Origin of the sequence: Nocardioides pantholopis (genome assembly GCF_003710085.1) — a bacterium.
In the GTDB taxonomy this organism is placed as follows: Bacteria; Actinomycetota; Actinomycetes; order Propionibacteriales; family Nocardioidaceae; genus Nocardioides; species Nocardioides pantholopis.
Genome location: NZ_CP033324.1, coordinates 1,440,737 through 1,459,993 on the forward strand (window position 1 = coordinate 1,440,737; position 19,257 = coordinate 1,459,993).

The 19,257-nt window shown below is 74.1% G+C and carries 19 protein-coding genes; 12 read left to right on the plus strand and 7 right to left on the minus strand.

What is annotated here, in order from left to right; all coding sequences use genetic code 11:
* The first annotated feature begins 20 nt into the window (after positions 1-20).
* Together EBO35_RS06860 and EBO35_RS06865 are read left to right on the plus strand one after the other, a co-directional pair.
* Complete coding sequence (locus EBO35_RS06860) at positions 21-1,544, plus strand: Ada metal-binding domain-containing protein (RefSeq protein WP_122817056.1); 1,524 nt, start codon at positions 21-23, stop codon at positions 1,542-1,544.
* 1 nt (position 1,545) lies between these two features.
* Entirely contained in the window at positions 1,546-2,019 is a 474-nt protein-coding gene (locus EBO35_RS06865; protein ID WP_122817057.1) for a methylated-DNA--[protein]-cysteine S-methyltransferase, read from the plus strand.
* A gap of 9 nt (positions 2,020-2,028) precedes the next feature.
* On the opposite strand, the gene EBO35_RS06870 is transcribed toward EBO35_RS06865, so the two are convergent.
* Entirely contained in the window at positions 2,029-2,757 is a 729-nt protein-coding gene (locus tag EBO35_RS06870) for an IclR family transcriptional regulator (RefSeq protein ID WP_122817058.1), read from the minus strand.
* A 170-nt stretch (positions 2,758-2,927) separates the two neighbouring features.
* Here EBO35_RS06870 and leuC point away from each other — a divergent pair, with 170 nt between their 5' ends.
* The 3 genes from leuC to EBO35_RS06885 all read left to right on the plus strand — a co-directional run bounded on the left by leuC (position 2,928) and on the right by EBO35_RS06885 (position 5,496).
* Positions 2,928-4,340 (plus strand): 3-isopropylmalate dehydratase large subunit, encoded by a 1,413-nt coding sequence (gene leuC, locus EBO35_RS06875; RefSeq protein ID WP_122817059.1) that lies wholly within the window; start codon positions 2,928-2,930, stop codon positions 4,338-4,340.
* A 12-nt stretch (positions 4,341-4,352) separates the two neighbouring features.
* Positions 4,353-4,958: a 3-isopropylmalate dehydratase small subunit gene (leuD, locus tag EBO35_RS06880; RefSeq protein ID WP_122817060.1), complete on the plus strand. Its 606-nt coding sequence runs from the start codon at positions 4,353-4,355 to the stop codon at positions 4,956-4,958.
* A 166-nt stretch (positions 4,959-5,124) separates the two neighbouring features.
* Positions 5,125-5,496 (plus strand): HU family DNA-binding protein, encoded by a 372-nt coding sequence (locus EBO35_RS06885; RefSeq protein ID WP_241153901.1) that lies wholly within the window; start codon positions 5,125-5,127, stop codon positions 5,494-5,496.
* A 25-nt stretch (positions 5,497-5,521) separates the two neighbouring features.
* On the opposite strand, the gene cofC is transcribed toward EBO35_RS06885, so the two are convergent.
* Positions 5,522-6,184, minus strand: a complete 663-nt coding sequence (gene cofC, locus EBO35_RS06890) for a 2-phospho-L-lactate guanylyltransferase (protein ID WP_122817061.1) — start codon at positions 6,182-6,184, stop codon at positions 5,522-5,524.
* 178 nt (positions 6,185-6,362) lie between these two features.
* Between cofC and EBO35_RS06895 the strand changes: the two genes are divergently transcribed.
* Together EBO35_RS06895 and EBO35_RS06900 are read left to right on the plus strand one after the other, a co-directional pair.
* The gene (locus EBO35_RS06895; protein ID WP_122817062.1) at positions 6,363-7,133 is read left to right on the plus strand and encodes a lysophospholipid acyltransferase family protein; all 771 of its coding nucleotides are present in this window, start codon (positions 6,363-6,365) and stop codon (positions 7,131-7,133) included.
* On the plus strand, positions 7,130-8,137 hold the full coding sequence (locus tag EBO35_RS06900; RefSeq protein WP_122817063.1) for an NAD(P)H-dependent glycerol-3-phosphate dehydrogenase: 1,008 nt from the start codon (positions 7,130-7,132) through the stop codon (positions 8,135-8,137). Before EBO35_RS06895 ends, EBO35_RS06900 begins: the two co-directional genes overlap by 4 nt.
* A 93-nt stretch (positions 8,138-8,230) precedes the next feature.
* Here EBO35_RS06900 and EBO35_RS06905 read toward each other — a convergent pair whose 3' ends face one another.
* Positions 8,231-9,295 (minus strand): trans-sulfuration enzyme family protein, encoded by a 1,065-nt coding sequence (locus EBO35_RS06905; protein WP_122817064.1) that lies wholly within the window; start codon positions 9,293-9,295, stop codon positions 8,231-8,233.
* An 84-nt stretch (positions 9,296-9,379) separates the two neighbouring features.
* Here EBO35_RS06905 and EBO35_RS06910 point away from each other — a divergent pair, with 84 nt between their 5' ends.
* Positions 9,380-10,759, plus strand: coding sequence for a UDP-N-acetylmuramoyl-tripeptide--D-alanyl-D-alanine ligase (locus tag EBO35_RS06910; RefSeq protein ID WP_122817065.1), 1,380 nt, complete (start codon positions 9,380-9,382; stop codon positions 10,757-10,759).
* 11 nt (positions 10,760-10,770) lie between these two features.
* Positions 10,771-11,868 carry a D-alanine--D-alanine ligase family protein gene (locus EBO35_RS06915; protein ID WP_122817066.1) on the plus strand — a complete coding sequence of 366 codons (1,098 nt, stop codon included), beginning with the start codon at positions 10,771-10,773 and terminating at the stop codon, positions 11,866-11,868.
* Positions 11,869-11,940: 72 nt separating this feature from the next.
* Here the strand turns inward: EBO35_RS06915 and EBO35_RS06920 are convergent, their stop codons facing one another.
* The 3 genes from EBO35_RS06920 to EBO35_RS06930 all read right to left on the minus strand — a co-directional run bounded on the left by EBO35_RS06920 (position 11,941) and on the right by EBO35_RS06930 (position 13,708).
* Positions 11,941-12,900, minus strand: a complete 960-nt coding sequence (locus EBO35_RS06920; RefSeq protein ID WP_122817067.1) for a D-alanine--D-alanine ligase family protein — start codon at positions 12,898-12,900, stop codon at positions 11,941-11,943.
* A 37-nt stretch (positions 12,901-12,937) separates the two neighbouring features.
* Positions 12,938-13,390, minus strand: a complete 453-nt coding sequence (locus EBO35_RS06925) for a DUF3515 domain-containing protein (RefSeq protein ID WP_164477849.1) — start codon at positions 13,388-13,390, stop codon at positions 12,938-12,940.
* Between the two features lie 81 nt (positions 13,391-13,471).
* Entirely contained in the window at positions 13,472-13,708 is a 237-nt protein-coding gene (locus tag EBO35_RS06930; protein WP_122817069.1) for an Lrp/AsnC family transcriptional regulator, read from the minus strand.
* A 127-nt stretch (positions 13,709-13,835) separates the two neighbouring features.
* Between EBO35_RS06930 and EBO35_RS06935 the strand changes: the two genes are divergently transcribed.
* A complete protein-coding gene (locus EBO35_RS06935; protein ID WP_122817070.1) occupies positions 13,836-14,789 on the plus strand; it encodes a thiamine-phosphate kinase in 954 nt (317 codons plus the stop codon).
* A gap of 117 nt (positions 14,790-14,906) precedes the next feature.
* Here the strand turns inward: EBO35_RS06935 and rpmB are convergent, their stop codons facing one another.
* A complete protein-coding gene (rpmB, locus tag EBO35_RS06940) occupies positions 14,907-15,092 on the minus strand; it encodes a 50S ribosomal protein L28 (protein WP_122819426.1) in 186 nt (61 codons plus the stop codon).
* Positions 15,093-15,272: 180 nt separating this feature from the next.
* On the opposite strand from rpmB, the gene EBO35_RS06945 reads away from it, so the two are divergent.
* Positions 15,273-16,943, plus strand: coding sequence for a DAK2 domain-containing protein (locus EBO35_RS06945; protein ID WP_122817071.1), 1,671 nt, complete (start codon positions 15,273-15,275; stop codon positions 16,941-16,943).
* Positions 16,944-17,019: 76 nt separating this feature from the next.
* Positions 17,020-19,254 (plus strand): ATP-dependent DNA helicase RecG, encoded by a 2,235-nt coding sequence (locus tag EBO35_RS06950; RefSeq protein ID WP_241153902.1) that lies wholly within the window; start codon positions 17,020-17,022, stop codon positions 19,252-19,254.
* Positions 19,255-19,257 lie beyond the last annotated feature (3 nt).

A 19,257-nucleotide genomic window follows, 5' to 3' on the forward strand; every position in this document is an offset into this window, starting at 1 on the left:
GGATGGGTCAGGATGGACGCATGACGACGCCGCTGCTCGATCCCGAGGCGTGCTACCGCGCGGTGAAGTCGCGCGATCGCCGCTTCGACGGTGTCTTCTACACGGCGGTGCGCACCACCGGGATCTACTGCCGGCCGAGCTGCCCGGCGCGCACCCCGGCGTACGCGAATGTGTCCTTCCACCCGACCGCGGCCGCCGCCCAGGCCGCCGGGTACCGCGCCTGCAAGCGCTGCCTGCCCGACGCGACGCCCGGCAGCCCCGACTGGGACGTCGCCGCGACCGCGGCGGGCCGGGCGATGCGGCTGATCGCCGACGGCGTCGTGGACCGCGAGGGCGTCGACGGGCTGGCCCGGCGGGTCGGCTACACCCCCCGCCACCTCGGCCGGATCCTCACCGCCGAGCTCGGCGCCGGTCCGCTCGCCCTCGCCCGGGCCCGCCGGGCGCAGACCGCCCGGGTGCTCATCGAGACCACCGACCTCGGCTTCGCCGACCTCGCGTTCGCCGCCGGGTTCGCCAGCGTCCGGCAGTTCAACGACACGGTCCGCGAGGTGTACGCCGCGAGCCCGACCCAGCTGCGGGGGACCCGGGCGGCTCGGTCCGCCGCCGGGTCGGTGACCATGCGCCTGGCGGTGCGCACGCCGTTCGCCGGCCGGGCGCTGCTGGCGTTCCTCGCCCACCACCTGATCCCCGGGGTCGAGGTGGCCGGCGTCGACGCGACCGGGGCGGGCTGGTACGCCCGCACGCTCGACCTGCCGCACGGCCCCGGGACCGTGCGCATGGACCTCGCCGACGACCTGCGCGCGGGCCAGACCGCACGCGTGGAGGCGCGCTTCGTGCTGCACGACCTGCGCGACGTCGGCGCGGCCGTCGAGCGCACCCGGCGCCTCCTCGACGCCGACTGCGACCCGCTCGCGGTCGGGGAGCACTTCGCCGGGGACGCGGTGATCGGACCCCTCGCCCGGAGCGCCCCCGGCCTGCGGGTGCCGGGGCAGGTCGACGGCGCGGAGGTCGCGGTCCGGACCGTGGTGGGGCAGCAGGTCAGCGTGGCCGGCGCCTGCACCGTGACCGGACGGCTGGTCGCCGCGCACGGCCGGCGGGTCCCGACCGACATCCCCGGCCTGACCCATCTCTTCCCCGACGCCGTCACGCTCGCGGCCCTCGACCCGGCCGCGCTGCCGATGCCGCGCAGCCGGGGGCGGGCCCTGGTCGGCCTGGCCGTGGCGCTCGCCGCGGGGGACCTGGCCCTGGACCGGGGGCCCGAGCGGGACGGCGTACGCCGTGCGCTGCTGGCGCTGCCCGGGATCGGCCCGTGGACGGCCGACTACGTCGCGATGCGCGCGCTCGCCGACCCCGACGTCTTCCTGCCGACCGACGTGGGGGTGCGCAACGCGCTCACCCGGCTCGGCCACGACCCGGCGACGACCATCCCTCGGGCCGAGGACTGGCGCCCGTGGCGCTCCTACGCCCTGATGCACCTGTGGAACACCCTGATGCCCCACCCGGCCCCGCGTGGACCCTCAGCGGGACCCGAGAAGGAGACCTGACATGTGGACAGTCATCGACAGTCCCGTCGGCGAGCTGCGGCTCGTCGCCCAGCACGACGCGATCACCGTCATCGAGTTCGCCCCCTTCCGCGACGGCCGGGTCGTCGGCGACCGCGACGACGCGGACCCGGTGCTCGTGGAGGCGGTGCGTCAGCTGCGCGCCTACTTCGCCCGGGAGCTCACCGACTTCGACCTGCCGCTGGCCCCGGTCGGCAGCGACTTCCAGCGGCGGGTGTGGGCCGAGCTGACCGGCATCGGGTTCGGGCGCACCGCGTCGTACGGCGAGATCGCGCGGCGGCTGGGCATGACCAACGCGGCCTCCCGCGCCGTCGGCCTCGCCAACGGCCGCAACCCGATCCCGATCGTGATCCCGTGCCACCGGGTGATCGGCGCCAACGGCACCCTCACCGGGTACGCCGGAGGCCTGGAGCGCAAGCAGACCCTGCTGTCCCTGGAGCAGCCGGCGCTGTTCTGAGGCCGGGACTCAGGCCGAGTCGGCGGCCGCCCGCCGCAGCGACTCCGAGAGCCGCTCGGCGGCGGCGAGCACGGCGGGCGCGTGCATCCGGCCGGGCTGGCGCGAGAGCCGCTCGAGCGGGCCGGAGACCGAGACCGCGGCGATGATCTTGCCGCTGGGGGAGCGCACCGGCGCGGAGACCGAGGCGACGCCCTGCTCGCGCTCGCCCACGGACTGGGCCCAGCCGCGGCGGCGGATGCCGGAGAGTGCGGCGGCGGAGAAGGCGGCGTTCTGCAGCCCGCGGTGCATCCGCTCCGGGTCCTCCCAGGCGAGCAGCACCTGGGCGGCGGAGCCGGCGCGCATCGTCAGCTGCGAGCCGACGGGGATGGTGTCGCGCAGCCCGCTGGGGCGCTCCGCGGCGGCGACGCAGACGCGGTGCTCGCCCTGGCGACGCCACAGCTGCGCGGACTCGCCGGTGATGTCGCGCAGCCGGGCGAGGACCGGACCGGCCGTGGCGAGCAGTCGGTCCTCGCCCGCGGCGGCGGAGAGCTCGGCGAGCCGGGGCCCGAGGACGAACCTGCCCTGCATGTCGCGGGCGACCAGCCGGTGGTGCTCCAGGGCGACCGCGAGGCGGTGCGCGGTGGGTCGGGCCAGTCCGGTGGCGGCGACCAGGCCGGCCAGCGTCGCGGGTCCGGACTCGAGGGCGGTGAGCACGAGGGCGGCCTTGTCGAGAACGCCCACGCCGCTGGAGTTGTCCATATGGCAATACTTGCGTCTCAGATCATGGGATGCAAGTCCCTAGCCGTGTGGCGCATCTGACATCGGGCCGACGTTTGTCTCGCGATGCAGGACGCGAGTCTCAGATGATGGGATTGTCCGGTTAGTGTGGGGCCTCGCGCACGAGCGCGACACGTCACAAGGGAGTGATCATGGGCAGGACACTGTCGGAGAAGGTGTGGGACGAGCACGTCGTCCGGTCGACCCCGGGGGAGCCGGACCTGCTCTTCATCGACCTCCACCTCATCCACGAGGTGACCTCGCCGCAGGCCTTCGACGGCCTGCGCCTCGCCGGCCGGGGAGTCCGCCGTCCCGACCTCACTCTGGCCACCGAGGACCACAACGTCCCGACCCTGGACTGGGACAAGCCGATCGTCGATCCGATCTCGCGCACCCAGGTGGAGACCCTGCGGCGCAACTGCGAGGAGTTCGGGGTCCGGCTGCACTCGCTCGGCGACATCGAGCAGGGCATCGTGCACGTCGTCGGCCCGCAGCTGGGTCTGACCCAGCCCGGCATGACGATCGTCTGCGGCGACAGCCACACCAGCACCCACGGTGCCTTCGGCGCGATCGCCCACGGCATCGGCACCTCGGAGGTCGAGCACGTCCTGGCGACCCAGACCCTGCCGCAGGCCAAGCCGAAGACGATGGCGGTCACGGTCAACGGGACCCTGTCCGAGGGCGTCACCGCCAAGGACCTGATCCTGCACCTGATCACCCGCACCGGCACCGGGGCGGGCATGGGCTACATCGTGGAGTACCGCGGCCAGGCGATCCGCGAGCTCTCCATGGAGGCCCGGATGACCGTGTGCAACATGAGCATCGAGTGGGGCGCCAAGGCCGGCATGATCGCGCCGGACGAGACGACCTTCGCCTACCTCAAGGACCGCCCGGAGTCGCCGAAGGGCGCCGAGTGGGACGCCGCCGTCGCGCACTGGCGCACGCTGGTCACCGACGACGACGCGGTCTTCGACGCCGAGATCGTCGTCGACGCCGCCGACGTCACCCCGTTCGTCACCTGGGGCACCAACCCCGGCCAGGGCGCCCCGCTGGGGGCGGCCGTCCCGTCGCCGGCCGACTTCGAGGACGCCACCGAGCGGACCGCGGCCGAGAACGCGCTGCGCTACATGGGTCTCGAGCCCGGCACCCCGCTGCGCGAGGTCGCGATCGACACCGTCTTCGTCGGCTCGTGCACCAACGGCCGCCTCGAGGACCTGCGCGCGGCCGCCGAGGTCATCAAGGGACGCAAGGTCGCCGACGGGACCCGGATGCTCGTCGTCCCGGGCTCGGCCCGGGTCCGGCTCGAGGCCGAGCAGGAGGGCCTCGACGTGATCTTCAAGGACGCCGGCGCCGAGTGGCGCGGCGCGGGCTGCTCGATGTGCCTGGGCATGAACCCCGACACCATCGCGGCCGGCGAGCGGAGCGCGTCGACGTCCAACCGCAACTTCGAGGGACGCCAGGGCAAGGGCGGCCGCACCCACCTGGTCTCGGTCCCCGTCGCCGCGGCCACCGCCGTGCGCGGCACCCTCTCGTCCCCGGCCGACCTCGCGCCGGCCACGGTCTGATCGGAGCACCTGATGGAGAAGTTCACCACCCACACCGGCGTCGGCGTCCCGCTGCGGCGCAGCGACGTCGACACCGACCAGATCATCCCCGCCGAGTACCTCAAGCGGGTCAGCCGCACCGGCTTCGAGGACGGGCTGTTCTCGAGCTGGCGCAACGACCCGACGTTCGTGCTCAACCAGCCGCCGTACGCCGCGGGCACCGTCCTGGTCGCCGGCCCCAACTTCGGCACCGGCTCCTCGCGCGAGCACGCCGTCTGGGCGCTGCAGAACTACGGCTTCAAGGCGGTGATCTCCCCGCGGTTCGGTGACATCTTCCGCGGCAACTCCGGCAAGGCCGGCCTGCTCACGGCCCGCGTGGACGAGAAGGTCGTGCAGCGCCTGTGGGACTACCTCGACGCGAACCCGGGGGCGAGCGTCACGGTCGACCTCGAGGCGCGCACGGTCAGCGCCGGGGTAGGGGAGGACCGCATCGAGGACTCCTTCGACATCGACGACTACACCCGCTGGCGGCTGATGGAGGGGCTCGACGACATCGGGATCACCCTGAGCCACGAGGCCGACATCACGGCGTACGAGGCCGGCCGGCCGAGCTGGAAGGCCACGACCCAACCTGCCTGAGCCGACTGCTCGAGCCCGACTGCCTGAGCCGACTGCCCGGTCCCGCGGACGACAAATCCGTGGGATCGGGCCGTCGCGCCGTTGTGGCGCGCGCCACAAGTGCCTAGCGTGCCTCGCAGGGGCCCGGGGGTTCCCGGGTGTCTCGGTCCGTCGGAAAGGTAAGCACGTGAACAAGTCTGAGCTCATCGACGCCCTGGCGACGCGCTACGAGGGCAACCGCAAGGCTGCCGCCCACGCGCTGGAGTCCGTCCTCGACACCATCACCCGCGAGGTCGCGCGCGGGGAGAAGGTCGCGATCACCGGCTTCGGCTCCTTCGAGAAGCGGGTGCGCGGCGCGCGCATGGTCCGCAACCCGCAGACCGGCGACCAGATGGAGGCCAAGGAGAAGGCGGTCCCGAAGTTCACACCCGGGGCGGACCTGAAGAACGTCGTGTCCGGGGCCAGGAAGCTGCCCGAGCGCACCGCCGAGACCGTCACCCGGGCGGCCGAGACCGCCAAGAAGGCGGCGGCCAAGAAGTCCGCGAAGAAGTCGGGCTAGCCCCTGGTTCGGGGAGCAGCGCTGCTCAGGCCCCGGCGGGGAGGCCGTGCCGGGCGGCGAGCGCGGCGGTCCGGGGGCCGACGCCGAGGGTCAGCGCCGTCCGCAGGTCCGCCAGGTCGTCCACGTCGTGGCGCAGCGACGCGAGCTCCCCGCGGACGGCCAGCGCGACCTCGTCGTGGAGGGCGGCGGACTCGGGACCGAAGCGCGGGGCGAACTGCGCGAGCGGAGCGGTGTAGAGCGTGGTGCCGCTGCCGGCAGCGTCCGCGACGTACGCCGGCTGGTCGCCACGCGCGCTGACCGTGGCCAGCGCCGCGTCCAGGTCCGCGGGGCGCAGCGCCGGCAGGTCGGCGCACAGCGCCACCGGCTGCAGGTCGGGCCACCGGCGTCCGGCCTCGGCCGCGGCCTGCTGCAGGCTCGCGTTGAGGTCGCCGGAGGCGCCGTCCGGCACCGCCGGGACGTCGAGGGCCGCCAGGGCGGCGGCGAGCCCGGCGTCGTCGGTCGCCACCAGCACGGCTGCCACGCGGCTCGCCGCCCGGCACGCGGCCAGGGTGTCCAGCGCGAACGCCTCCGCCAGGGCACGGCGCTGGTCGTCGGTCAGCCCGAGCAGCCGTGACTTGCCGCGCGCGGGGGGCTTGACCGGCACCACCACGGCGTACCCGCGGGGGCTGGAGGCGTCGGGGGTGGACATCGCGGTGATTCTCTCAGGTCCGTCCCCGGCCGGGACGCGGGCCTGTCCGGCGCGCCGTCGGGTCCGTGGTCGCGGCGGGAACGAGTAGCCTGCGGTCGATCGATCTGTGTCGATCGGATCATGTCGATCGATCACTGGAGCCGTCGCGGCGCACGGGTACCGGGAGGGGAGGAGGAACGTGAAGGTTCGCAAGCTGCAGCAGAAGCGGGGTTGGGCCTGGCACGTCGCCGTTCTCCTGGTGAAGCCGGTGCTGCTCGCCACCACCAAGCGCAGGTGGGTGGGCGGCGAGAAGATCCCGGCCTCCGGTGGCTGCATCATCGTGCTCAACCACGTCTCCCACGTGGACCCGTTCACGGCCGCCCACATCGTGTGGGACCACGGCCGGATCCCGCGGTACCTCGCGAAGTCCGGTCTGTTCCGCAACCGGGCGCTGCGGTTCTTCCTGACCGCCGCCGGCCAGATCCCGGTGGAGCGCCTCTCCGCCAACGCCGCCGGGGCGTACGACGCGGCGGTGGCCGCAGTGCGCAACGGCGAGTGCGTCGTGGTCTATCCCGAGGGCACCATCACCCGCGACCCGGCCGGCTGGCCGATGGTCGGCAAGTCCGGGGCGGCCCGGATCGCGCTCGCGACCGGCTGCCCGGTGATCCCGATCGGCCAGTGGGGCGCGCAGGCGCTGCTCGCGCCGTACACCACCAGGCTGCACCCGTTCCCGCGCAAGGAGATCCGGATGGTGGTCGGCGACCCGGTCGACCTCTCCGACCTCGTCGGCCAGCAGCAGGACCCGATGCGGGTCAAGGAGGGGACCGACCGGATCATGGCGGCGATCACCGCCCTCGTGGCACAGATCAGGGACGAGCCGGCTCCGGCGGAGCGGTTCGACCCGAGGAAGGCGGGGGTCCGACAGATCGGCAACCCGCAACGTCACCAACCGGGGGAGGACCCGTCGTGAGCGAGCAGAGGGTCGCGATCCTGGGAGCGGGTTCGTGGGGGACGGCGTTCTCGATCGTGCTGGCCGACGCCGGCAACGACGTGACGATCTGGGGCCGCCGCGAGGAGGTGTGCGCCGCGATCAACGAGCAGCACGAGAACGCCGACTACCTGCCCGGCGTCGAGCTGCCGCGCACGGTGACCGCGACCCACGACCCCGAGAAGGCGATGGCCGACGCCGACGTGGTCGTGCTGGCGGTCCCGTCCCAGTCGCTGCGCGAGAACCTCACCGAGTGGGCGCCGTACCTGCCCGACCGTGCGGTGATGGTCTCGCTGATGAAGGGCGTCGAGCTCGGCACGCTGAGCCGGATGAGCGAGGTCATCGGCGAGGTCACCGGCGCGGGACCGGAGCGGATCGCGGTGATCAGCGGCCCGAACCTCGCCCGCGAGATCGCCCGGCGCGAGCCGGCCGCCTCCGTGGTGGCGTGCGCCGACGAGGACGTCGCGCGGATGCTCCAGGCCCGCTGCCACGCCCCGGCGTTCCGCCCCTACACCTCTGTCGACGTGCTCGGCTGCGAGCTGGGCGGCGCCTACAAGAACGTGGTCGGCCTCGCCGTCGGGATGGCGGTCGGGCTGGGCTTCGGGGACAACACCACGGCATCGGTGATCACCCGCGGGCTGGCCGAGACCGCCCGCCTCGGCATGCACCTGGGTGCGAACCCGATGACGCTGATGGGGCTCGCCGGGCTCGGCGACCTGGTGGCCACCTGCTCCTCGCCGCTCTCCCGCAACCGGTCCTTCGGCGAGAAGCTCGGCCGCGGCATGACCACCGAGGAGATCTACGCCTCGACCCGGCAGGTCGCCGAGGGGGCGAAGTCCTGCGTCTCGCTGATGCAGCTCGCCGAGCGGCACGGCGTGGACGCCCCGATCGCCCAGCACGTCGACGACGTGGTCGCCGGCCGGATGACCGCGAACGAGATGATGGACTCCTTCATCGCCCGCGAGACCAAGGCCGAGACCGACTGACCGACCAGACGTGACGGCTCGCCCGCTCCTGGCCGACCAGAACCGCCGGGTCGCGCCCGTCTCGCCGACCAGAACTGCCGGGTCGGCCCTGGGTCAGGGGATGGTGTCGAGCGCCTGGGCGAGGTCGGCCCAGAGGTCCTCGACGTCCTCGATGCCCACCGAGAGACGGACCAGGCCCTCGGGGATGGTCGTGGGCTCGCCCTTCCAGCGGCGGCGCCGCTCCAGGGTGGACTCCACCCCGCCGAGGCTGGTGGCGTGGACCCACAGGGCCGTGCCGTGGGTGAACAGGTCCGCGGCCAGCGCGCCCTGGGCGACGACCACCGACACGATCGCGCCGAAGCCGGGGTAGCGGACCTCCCCGATCGCCGGGTGCTCGGCGAGCCTGCGGGCGAGCTCGGCGGCGTTCGCCTGGGCCCGCTCCACGCGCAGGTGCAGGGTGCGCATCCCGCGCAGGGCGAGCCACGCCTCGAAGGTGCCCGGCACCGCCCCGATCAGGTCCCGGCGTCCCTTGAGCACACCGAGCAGCTCGGGGTCCGCCACGACGATCGCGCCGAGCAGCACGTCGCTGTGGCCGGCGAGGTACTTGGTCGCGGAGTGCACGACGATGTCGGCGCCCAGCTCCAGCGGCTTCTGCAGCAGCGGGGTGGCGAAGGTGTTGTCGACCACGACGTGGGCGCCGGCGTCCCGGGCGGCGGTGGCGATGGTCTCGATGTCGGCGATCTCGAGGGCCGGGTTGGTGGGGGACTCCAGCCAGACCAGTGCCGCGTCCTGGCAGGCCGCGACGACGGCGTCGGTGTCCGCGACGTCGACGAGCTCGGTGGTGATCCGCCCGCGCGCCTCCAGGTCGGCCAGCTGGAGCACCGTGCCGTTGTAGGCGTGTCGCGGCGCGACGACCTTCATGCCCTGCCCGACCAGGTCCAGGACCGTCGAGACCGCGGCCAGGCCGGAGGAGAACGCCAGCGCCGACCCGCCCTCGAGCGCGCCGAGCGCCTCCTCGAAGGCCTGCCAGGTGGGGTTGCCGTAGCGGCCGTACTCCCGGTCGCCGCCGGCGACGAACGTGGAGGCCATCGTGATCGGGGTGTTGAGAGGCTCGTCGGCCTCGTGCGGCGGGCGGCCGGCGTGGACGGCGACGGTGGCGGGCGAGCGGTGGTCTGCCATGGACCACAGACTAAGGTGGGCGCCCATGAGCGAGGTCGTGGTGCCCTTCCCCTGCCTGCCCAGTCTGCCCCGTCGCGTGTCGCTGTGATCGCCCTGACGCTGGCGGAGATCGCCGACGTGGTCTCCGGCGAGGTGGTCGGCGACGGTGCCGTCCGGGTCACCGGCCCGGTCGTCATCGACAGCCGCGAGGCGCGGCCCGGCAGCCTCTTCGCCGCGTTCGTCGGCGAGCACAGCGACGGCCACGAGCACGCCGAGCAGGCGGCGGGGCTCGGCGCCGTCGCGGTGCTCGGCAGCCGGCCGACCTCGCTCCCGACGGTGGTGGTGGACGACGTCCGCGGTGCGCTCCAGCGGCTCGCGGCGCACGTCGTCGCCCAGGTGCGGCGAGCCGGGGCGCTGCGCGTCGTCGGGATCACCGGCTCCCAGGGCAAGACCTCGACCAAGGACCTGCTCGGCGCGGTGCTCGGTCAGGTGGGTCCCACCGTGGTGACCCGCGGATCGTTCAACAACGAACTGGGCATGCCGCTGACGGCCCTGGGCATCGAGGCCCACACCCGGTTCCTGGTGCTCGAGCTCGGCGCCCGCGGCGCCGGTCACATCGCCGAGCTGACGCGGCTGGCGCCGCCCGACGTCGGGGTCGTCCTCAACGTGGGGCAGGCGCACCTGGGCGAGTTCGGGTCCCAGGAGGCGATCGCGCTCGCCAAGGGCGAGCTCGTCGAGGCGGTCGTCGAGGGCGGCTCCGCGGTGCTCAACGCCGACGACGTGCGGGTCGTCGCCATGGCCCCGCGCACCCGGGAGCGCGTCGTCACCTTCGGGCGGGAGCAGCCGGCCGACGTGCGCGTCGAGGAGCTGCGGCTGGACCGGCTCGGCCGGCCGTCGTTCGTCCTGGCGACCGCGGAGGACCGGGTGCCGGTGACGCTCCAGCTGGTCGGCGCCCACCAGGCGCTCAACGCCGCCGCGGCCGCGGCCGCGGCGCTCGCCCTCGGCGTCCTCCCCGCGCAGGTCGGGAGGGCGCTCGACGCCGTCACGACGCTGTCGCAGTGGCGGATGGAGTTGCGCGAGCTCGCGAGCGGCGTGACGGTTCTCAACGACTCCTACAACGCCAACCCGGACTCGATGCGGGCGGCGCTGGACGCCTTGGCCGCCATCGGCGCCGACCCCGCGGTGCGCCGTACGATCGCGGTCCTCGGCGAGATGCGGGAGCTGGGCGCGACCAGCGACGACGAGCACGTCGCCGTGGGGGAGCACGCCGCCGACCGGGGCATCGCCCAGGTGCTGGTCGTCGGCGAGCCCGCACGCGGGATCCAGCGCGGCCTGGCCGGCCGGGGGCACCCGGCGACCACCTTCGTCGCCGACAACGCCGAGGCCGTCGCCTGGCTCCGCGAGCACGTCGGTCCGGGTGACGCAGTACTCCTCAAGGCGTCCCGCGGGGCGCGCCTCGACGAGGTCGCCGCAGCCCTTCAGTAGGGTGGTCCACCGTGTCTGACGCTTCCCCCGAGCCCCCCGTCCAGCACTCCCGGAAGGTGCGGGTCGCCCTGCTGTTCGGCGGCCGCTCCGGCGAGCACGGCGTCTCCGCCGCCACCGCGGCCGGCGTGATGAAGGCCATCGACCAGGACAAGTACGACGTCGTCCCGGTCGGCATCACCCGCGAGGGGCAGTGGGTGCTGACCTCGGGCGACGCGAGCCGGTGGGAGCTCACCGCGGGGGGCCTGGCCGAGGTGACCCCCGAGTCCGGCAAGGAGCTCGTCGGTCTCCCGGACCTGGGCGAGGTCGACGTCGTCTTCCCGCTGCTGCACGGCCCCTTCGGCGAGGACGGCACGGTCCAGGGCATGCTCGAGGTCGCCGGCATGCGCTACGTCGGCGCCGGTGTGCTGGCCTCCGCGGTCGGAATGGACAAGCAGTACATGAAGCTGGTCTTCGCCGGCCACGGCCTGCCCGTCGGGCCGTACGTCGTGGTGCAGCCGCGGGAGTGGGAGCAGCACCGGGCCGAGGTGGTCGACCGGGTGCTGGAGCTGAAGTTCCCGGTGTTCGTGAAGCCGGCGCGTGCCGGCTCCTCCCTCGGTGTGACCCGGGTCGACGACGTGGGCGCGCTGGCCGACGCCATCGAGGAGGCTCGCTTCCACGACCCGAAGGTGCTCGTGGAGCAGGGCATCGAGGGGCGGGAGATCGAGTGCGCGGTGCTCGGCGGGCGCGCCGGCGGGCCGCCGCGCGCCTCGGTCGCCGGCGAGGTCGTGGTCGACCACGAGGCCGCGGCGTTCTACGACTTCGAGGAGAAGTACCTCAGCGGCTCGCACAGCCGCACCGAGGCTCCGGCCGACCTGCCCGACGAGGTCGGTGAGCGGGTCCGGGAGCTGGCGATCCGGGCCTTCGAGGCGGTCGGCGCCGAGGGTCTCTCGCGCGTCGACGTCTTCGTGACGCCCGAGGGCGAGGTGGTCCTCAACGAGATCAACACGATGCCGGGCTTCACGCCGATCTCGATGTACCCCAAGCTGTGGGCGGCGAGCGGGCTGCCCTACGCCGAGCTCATCGACGAGCTGATCCAGCTCGCCCTCGAGCGACCCACCGGCCTGCGCTGAGCCCGGCCGGCCGAGCCCTGCCGGTTGGGCCCCGCTGGTTGGGCCCCGCTGGTTGGGCCCCGCTGGTTGGGCTCAGCCGGCGGCGACCGCGCGGACGAGCAGCCGGCGGGCCACCTCGCCCAGCGAGGTCCCGCTCGCGGTGCACGCGTAGGGGAAGACCGAGGTCTCGGTCGTCCCCGGCGTGATCGCGGTCTCCAGCAGCACGAAGCTGCCGTCGGTGGAGACGATGAAGTCCGAGCGGGAGACGTCGTCCAGGCCGAGCACCCGGTGCGCCTCGCGCGCCACCTCGCCGAGCCGGGCGAGCTGCTCGGCGGGCAGGTCCGGCTGGTGCAGCGAGACGAACTCGGCGGTGTAGCGCGCGCTGAAGTCGAACTCGTGGCCCTTCTCGTACTCGATCGCGATCGGCGCCAGCGACTCCAGGCCCTCGTCATTCTCCAGGCACACCACGCTCACGTCGAGGCCGTCGTAGAAGCGCTCGATGAGCGCGTCCTCGTGGTAGGCGTAGGTGCCGACCAGCGCCGAGGGGAGCGCGGCGAGCCCGTCGACGCCGGTGACGCCGAGCGCGCTGCCGCCCTGGGCCGGCTTGACCACGACGCGGGTGCCGAGGCGCTCCATGACGTGCTCCATGAGCGCGGTCGCGCCGATGTCGCGGAAGGTCTGGGCGGAGAGGCCGACGCTGTCGGGGACCGGGATGCCGGCGCGGCGCAGCAGCTCGCGGGAGGTGCCCTTGTCGTAGGCCAGCCGGCAGGAGCGGCTGCGGGTGCCGACGTACGGCATCGAGATCAGCTCCAGCAGGGTCTGGATCTCGCCGTCCTCGCCGAACTGGCCGTGCAGGGCCGGGAGCGCCGCGACGACCTTGTCGCGCTCCAGCGCGTGCAGCAGGTTGCGGTCGAAGTCGTAGGCGTGCGCCTCGACCCCGAGCCCGCGCAGCTCGCGGACCAGGTTCCGGCCGCTGGCCAGGGAGACGTCCCGCTCATGGCTGAGGCCGCCGGCGATGACCGCCACGGGTCCTGCGAAGTCCTCGATCGTCATGGCACCAGATTCCCACACCCGCCCCGGCGCCCGGACCTCAGAGGCAGGGCTGGACCAGCTCGAGGTGCTCGGTCACCGGCGCGGCGAGCTCCGCGAGCGCGGCGGCGCTGGTCGCGCCGCGGTGCTCGGCCGGGATGCTCAGGCGTACGGCGGGCTCGTAGCCGACGGCTGTGAACTCCACGTCCGCATCCGGGTCGGCCTCCTGCTCGGGCGGCACGAACCAGCCGACGTCGTCGACGACGAGGCACTCGGAGGTCTCCACGAACTCCTCGGGGATCGGCGCGCCGCACTGCAGGACCAGCGGCGGGTCGCCCCAGGCGGCGCCCGGGGCGCCCTCGGGCTCGGTCTCGGTCGCCGACTCCCCGGCCAGGGTGTCCGGCAGTGCCGCCACCAGCGCCGCGCACGCGCGGGACTCGCCGGGGGACAGGTCGGGAGTGGCCAGCTCGACCGAACCGCCGCATCCGGCGGTCGCCAGCACCACGGCCAGCACCGCGGGGAGTAGGGCGGTGGACGGCGCGACGCCCCGGGTCCGACCGGACCCGGGGCGTCGACGCAGCAGCGGTGGTGCCACTCAGATGTGGACGACCGGGCAGGTCAGCGTCCGGGTGATCCCCTCCAGGGTCTGCACCTTGGCGACTACCAGCTTGCCCAGCTCGTCGACGTTGCGGGCCTCGGCGCGGACGATCACGTCGTAGGGACCGGTGACGTCCTCGGCGAGCGTGACGCCCTTGACCTGGCCGATGGCCCGAGCGACCTCGGCGGCCTTGCCGACGTCGGTCTGGATCAGGATGTAGGCCTGGACGACCATCGGGCTCTCCCTCGTGTCAGGTTGCGTTGCCGCACAGCGTGCGTCGCTCAACCTACCGTGGCCCGCGGCAGGCCGGATAGGGCGGGCGCTCGGCGACCCCGGGCCGCGCATCTGATGGACTGGTCGCATGAGCCTCGCACCCGACGCCACCCTCGCCGACGCCGGGGAGTTCGGCCTGATCTCCGAGCTGACCGCGCTCTTCCCCCAGGGCGAGCACGTGCTGGTCGGCCCGGGGGACGACGCGGCAGTGCTGCGGATCCGCACCGGTCACGTCGTGGTGTCCAGCGACCTGATGGTCGAGGGACGCCACTTCCGCCGCGACTGGGTGCAGGCCGCCGACGTCGGCCACCGCGCCGGCGCGCAGAACCTCTCCGACATCAACGCGATGGGCGGCACCGCCACCTCGCTCACCGTCGGCCTGGCCGCGCCGCCCGACCTGCCGGTGCGCTGGGCGCTGGACTTCGCGCGCGGCTTCGCCGAGGAGTGCGCGCTGGTCGGTGCCAGCGTGGTCGGCGGCGACCTCACGACCGCCGACCAGGTGGTGGTCGCCGTCACCGTGCTCGGCGCCTGCACCGAGGCGCCGGTGCTCCGCTCGGGGGCGCGGCCGGGCGACGTGCTCGCGCTCGCCGGCCGGCAGGGCTGGGCCGCCGGCGGGCTCGCGGTGCTGGGGCGGGGGTTCCGCTCGCCGCGCGCGCTCGTGGAGGCCTACCGCCGCCCCGAGCCGCCGTACGCCGAGGGACGGGTCGCCGCCGAGGCCGGGGCGACCTCGATGATCGACATCTCCGACGGTCTCCTCTCGGAGGCCGGCCACCTGGCGCGCGCCTCCGGTGTCGCGATCGACGTGCGGACCGGGGCCTTCGAGCTGGCCGAGCCGCTGCACGCGGTCGCCGCGGCCCTCAACGTCGACCCGCTGCAGTTCGTGCTCGGCGGCGGCGACGACCACGCGCTGCTCGCGACGTTCCCCGACGACGCCTCGGTGCCCGCGGGGTGGCAGGTGGTCGGGTCCGTGGCTGCGGGGGAGCCGGCGGTCACGGTGGACGGGGCGCCGTACGACGGCCCGACCGGGTGGTCGCACTTCTGAGGCGGACCGGCCGGAGCCGGCGGCAGTGCTCCGGCCCGGCCGGTCTCCGGTCCCCGGAAATGCCGACGGCCGCCGCCCCACGAGGGGACGGCGGCCGTCGGGACGGATCTCAGCGGGTCAGCGGGTGACCTTGCCGGCCTTCAGGCAGCCGGTGCACACGTTCATGCGCTTCGGGGTGCCGTTGACCTTGGCACGGACGCGCTGGATGTTGGGGTCGAAGCGACGCTTCGTGATCTTGCGCGACCAGGGTCGGTTGTTGCCGAAGCCCGGCTTCTTGGCGCAGATGTCGCAGACGGCAGCCACCGTGAACTCCTGTGGATCGAGGTTGTTGAACAACTGGGAACTGTGGGGCCCGGACGCGCCAGGCAACCGAAGAAGAATAGCCGACGCCGTACTTCCGGGGCCAATCGGGAACCCCGCCGGCGGCTCGGCACCATGCCCTAGCCTGTTCGCCTGACCGGCCGGACCCGCGAGAGGACAGCGATGGAGGTACCGCGCAGCGCCAGCATCTCACTGGACGTCGTGCTGCGGTTCGTCGACATCGCCTCCGACGCGCTGGCGGGCGCGCGCGAGGAGATCGACGCGCTCAACGTCTACCCGGTGCCCGACGGCGACACCGGGACGAACATGTACCTCACCGTGTCGGCGGCGCGGGAGGCCATCCGCGAGGCGGCCCGCGACGGCGCGGCCGAGCTGCCCGCGGCGCTCGCGGCGTTCGCGCGCGGAGCGCTGCTGGGCGCGCGCGGGAACTCCGGGGTGATCCTCAGCGAGATGCTCGGGGCGATCGCCCGGCGGATCGCGCAGGCGGATGAGCAGGAGTCGAACGCCGTGGTGATGGCCGAGGCGCTGCGCCAGGCGAGCGATGCGGCGTACGCCGCGGTCGGCGTGCCGGTCGAGGGCACCATGCTCTCGGTGCTGCGCGACGCCGCGGACGCCGCCATGGAGCGCGCCGCACGACCGGGCAGTCGGGCCCGCGACGTCTTCGCGGTCGCCGCCGCGGCGGCCCGCACCGCCCTGGCCCGGACCCCCGACCAGCTCGCGGTGCTGCGCGACGCCGGGGTGGTCGACGCCGGCGGCCGCGGCCTGAGCGTGATCCTGGACGCTGCCGAGCACGTGCTCACCGGACGGCGGCCGGTGCCGGTGACCACGCGGATCGGCACCCGGACCATCCCGGTCCCGCACGTGCCGTCGGCCGCCGCGGACGGGCAGGACCTCACGGCCGATGGGCCCGCCTACGAGGTGATGTACCTGCTGGACGCGGCGGACGACCGGGTGCCCGCCCTGCGCGAGCGGCTCGGTGAGCTGGGGGACTCCCTCGTGGTGGTCGGTGGCGACGGCCTCTGGAACGTGCACGTGCACGTCGACGACGTCGGCGCGGCCGTGGAGGCCGGCATCGAGGCCGGGCGGCCCAGCCGGATCCGGGTGACGCACTTCGCCGAGCAGGTGGGGGAGGCCCAGCAGCGGCAGGCGGGCCGCAGCGGTCGCCGAATCGTCGCGGTCGCGGCCGGGCCCGGGCTCCGGCGCCTGTTCGAGGAGGCCGGCGCAGTGGTGGTGCCGGGCGGCCCCGGCCGGAGCCCCTCGGCCGGTCAGGTCCTGGACGCGATCACGGGCTGCGGCGCCTGCGAGGTGGTGCTGCTGCCCAACGACGCGGAGTCCGTGCGGGTCGCGCAGGTCGCGGCCTCGACGGCCGAGAGCGACCCCGACCTGTCCGGGATCCGGGTGGCGGTGATCCCCACCCAGGCCCAGGTCCAGGGTCTGGCAGCGGTCGCCGTCCACGAGCCGGGCCGCGCCTTCGAGCTGGACGTGCTGGAGATGACCGCCACCGCCCGGCACGCGCGCCACGGTGCCGTCACGGTGGCCGCTCGCCGGGCGATGACGATGGCGGGGCCATGCGAGCCCGGCGACGCCCTCGGCGTGATCGCGGGCGACTTCGCGGTGGTCGGGGAGGACCTGTACGCCGTCGCGACCGAGGTCCTCGAGCGACTGCTCGGCGGCGGCGGTGAGCTGGTCACGATCGTCGCGGGCACCGACGACGCCGACGGGGCGCTCGCGACCCGATGCGCCGGGTACGTCGAGCGGCGGCACCCCGCTGTCGACGTCGTGGTGTACGACGGTGGCCAGGAGCGCTACCCGCTGCTGGTCTCGGTGGAGTGAGCGCGCGCAGGACCCGCGGCCGGGCCGGGGGCTGGGGAGGGCGCCGGACGGGGCGCTGGACAGGAGAGGCACAGCGGTGGTGATCGACCTCGACTCGCCGGTCGCGACGGTGCTCGGCGACGCCAAGAAGAACAAGGTCGACAAGATCGGCCAGGGGCTCGGCATCGTGACGGTCGGCGACCTGCTGCACCACCACCCCCGGCGCTACGTCAAGACCGGGGAGCTGACCGAGCTCGGCCAGCTCCGCGAGGGCGAGCAGCTGGTCCTGGTCGGCGAGATCGTCAAGAGCCGGGTCGCGACCTTCGGGGACAAGCGCCGGGGCGGGCTGTCCTACCGCCTCGAGGTGGTGCTGCGCACCGACGGGCCGTCGCTGACCATGTCGTTCTTCGCCAAGCAGAAGCACGTCGTGGACTGGCAGGAGCGCCGGCTCGCGGTCGGGCGCCGCGGGATCTTCGTCGGCAAGGCCGGCACCTTCCGGGGCCAGTGGCAGCTGACCAACCCCGACATGGTGCTCTTCGGCGACAGCGACGCCGACACCGCGCAGCTGAGCGTGGACGCCATCGGGGAGCTCTACCCGATCTATCCCCTCACCGCCGGCGTCGAGTCCTGGGACCTCCAGCGCGCGATCACCTTCGCCCGCACGATCGTCGAGGAGATCCCCGAGCTGCTGCCCGAGGACGTACGCCGCGCGCACGGGCTGGTCGACGCCCGCACCGCCCTGGACTGGATCCACGCCCCGGCCGACTACGGACAGGTGACCCGCGCACAGCAGCGCTACCGGTTCGAGGAGGCGCTGGTCACCCAGCTGGTCCTCGGTCGCCGGCGCCGCGCCGTCCGGGCCCTCGGGGCGCGTCCGCGCGCCGGCGCCGACGGCTCGCTGCTGGCCGCGTTCGACGCCCGGCTGCCGTTCACGCTCACCGCCGGCCAGGTCGAGATCGGTGCCCAGATCGAGCAGGACCTGGCCCAGGACCACCCGATGAACCGGCTGCTGCAGGGCGAGGTCGGGTCCGGCAAGACACTGGTCGCGCTGCGCGCGATGCTGCGGGTGGTGGACTCCGGTGGCCAGGCGGCCCTGCTCGCGCCCACCGAGGTGCTCGCCCAGCAGCACCACCGCTCGATCACCGCGATGCTCGGCGACCTGGCGTCCGGCGGGATGCTCGGCGGGGCTCCGGAGGCGACCGCCGTGGAGCTGCTCACCGGCTCGATGACCAAGGCCCAGCGCACCGCGCCGATGAGCCGGCTGGCCAGCGGCGAGGCCGGCATCGTGGTCGGCACCCACGCGCTGCTGGAGGAGAAGGTCCAGTTCGCCGACCTCGGTCTGGTGGTCGTCGACGAGCAGCACCGCTTCGGCGTCGAGCAGCGCGCCGCGCTCACCGACAAGGCCGGCAGCCCTCCGCACGTGCTGGTGATGACGGCCACGCCGATCCCGCGCACGGTCGCGATGACGGTCTTCGGCGACCTGGAGACCTCCACGCTCAGCGAGCTGCCCGCCGGGCGGGCGCCGATCCAGACCAACGTCGTCCCGCTCGCCGAGCACCCCGGCTGGGTGCAGCGGGTCTGGGAGCGGGTGCGCGAGGAGGTCGGCAAGGGCCATCAGGCCTACGTCGTGTGCCCGCGGATCAGCGGCGACGTCCTCGAGCAGGGGGAGAGCGACCAGCTCGACCTCGACGGCGCCGGCCACCCGCTCCGGCCGCCGGGGGCGCTGAGCGCCGTCGAGGACGTCGTGGCGGAGCTGAGCGCCGGGCCGCTGGCCGGACTGCGGGTGGCGGCGCTGCACGGGAAGCTGCCCCCGGACGAGAAGGACCGGGTGATGCGCTCCTTCGCTGCCGGTGAGGTCGACGTCCTCGTGGCCACCACCGTCATCGAGGTCGGCGTCGACGTCGCCAACGCCACGGCGATGGTGCTCCTCGACGCCGAGCGGTTCGGCGTCTCCCAGCTCCACCAGCTGCGCGGACGGGTCGGACGGGGCGGTCACCCCGGGCTGTGCCTGCTCGTCTCGCAGGCCGAGCCCGGCAGTGCGGCCCGGGAGCGGCTCGACGCGGTCGCCGCCACGACCGACGGGTTCGAGCTGAGCCGGGTCGACCTGGAGCAGCGGCGCGAGGGCGACGTGCTCGGGAAGTCGCAGTCCGGCTATCGCTCCAGCCTCCAGAACCTCCGCGTGCTGCGCGACGAGGAGACCATCCTGGCCGCTCGCCAGGCCGCCACCGACCTGCTCGACGCCGACCCCGAGCTGGCCACGGCGCCCGCGCTGGCGGCGGCGGTGGCCGAGATGGAAGAGTCCGCGCAGTCGGACTACCTGGAGAAGTCGTGAGGG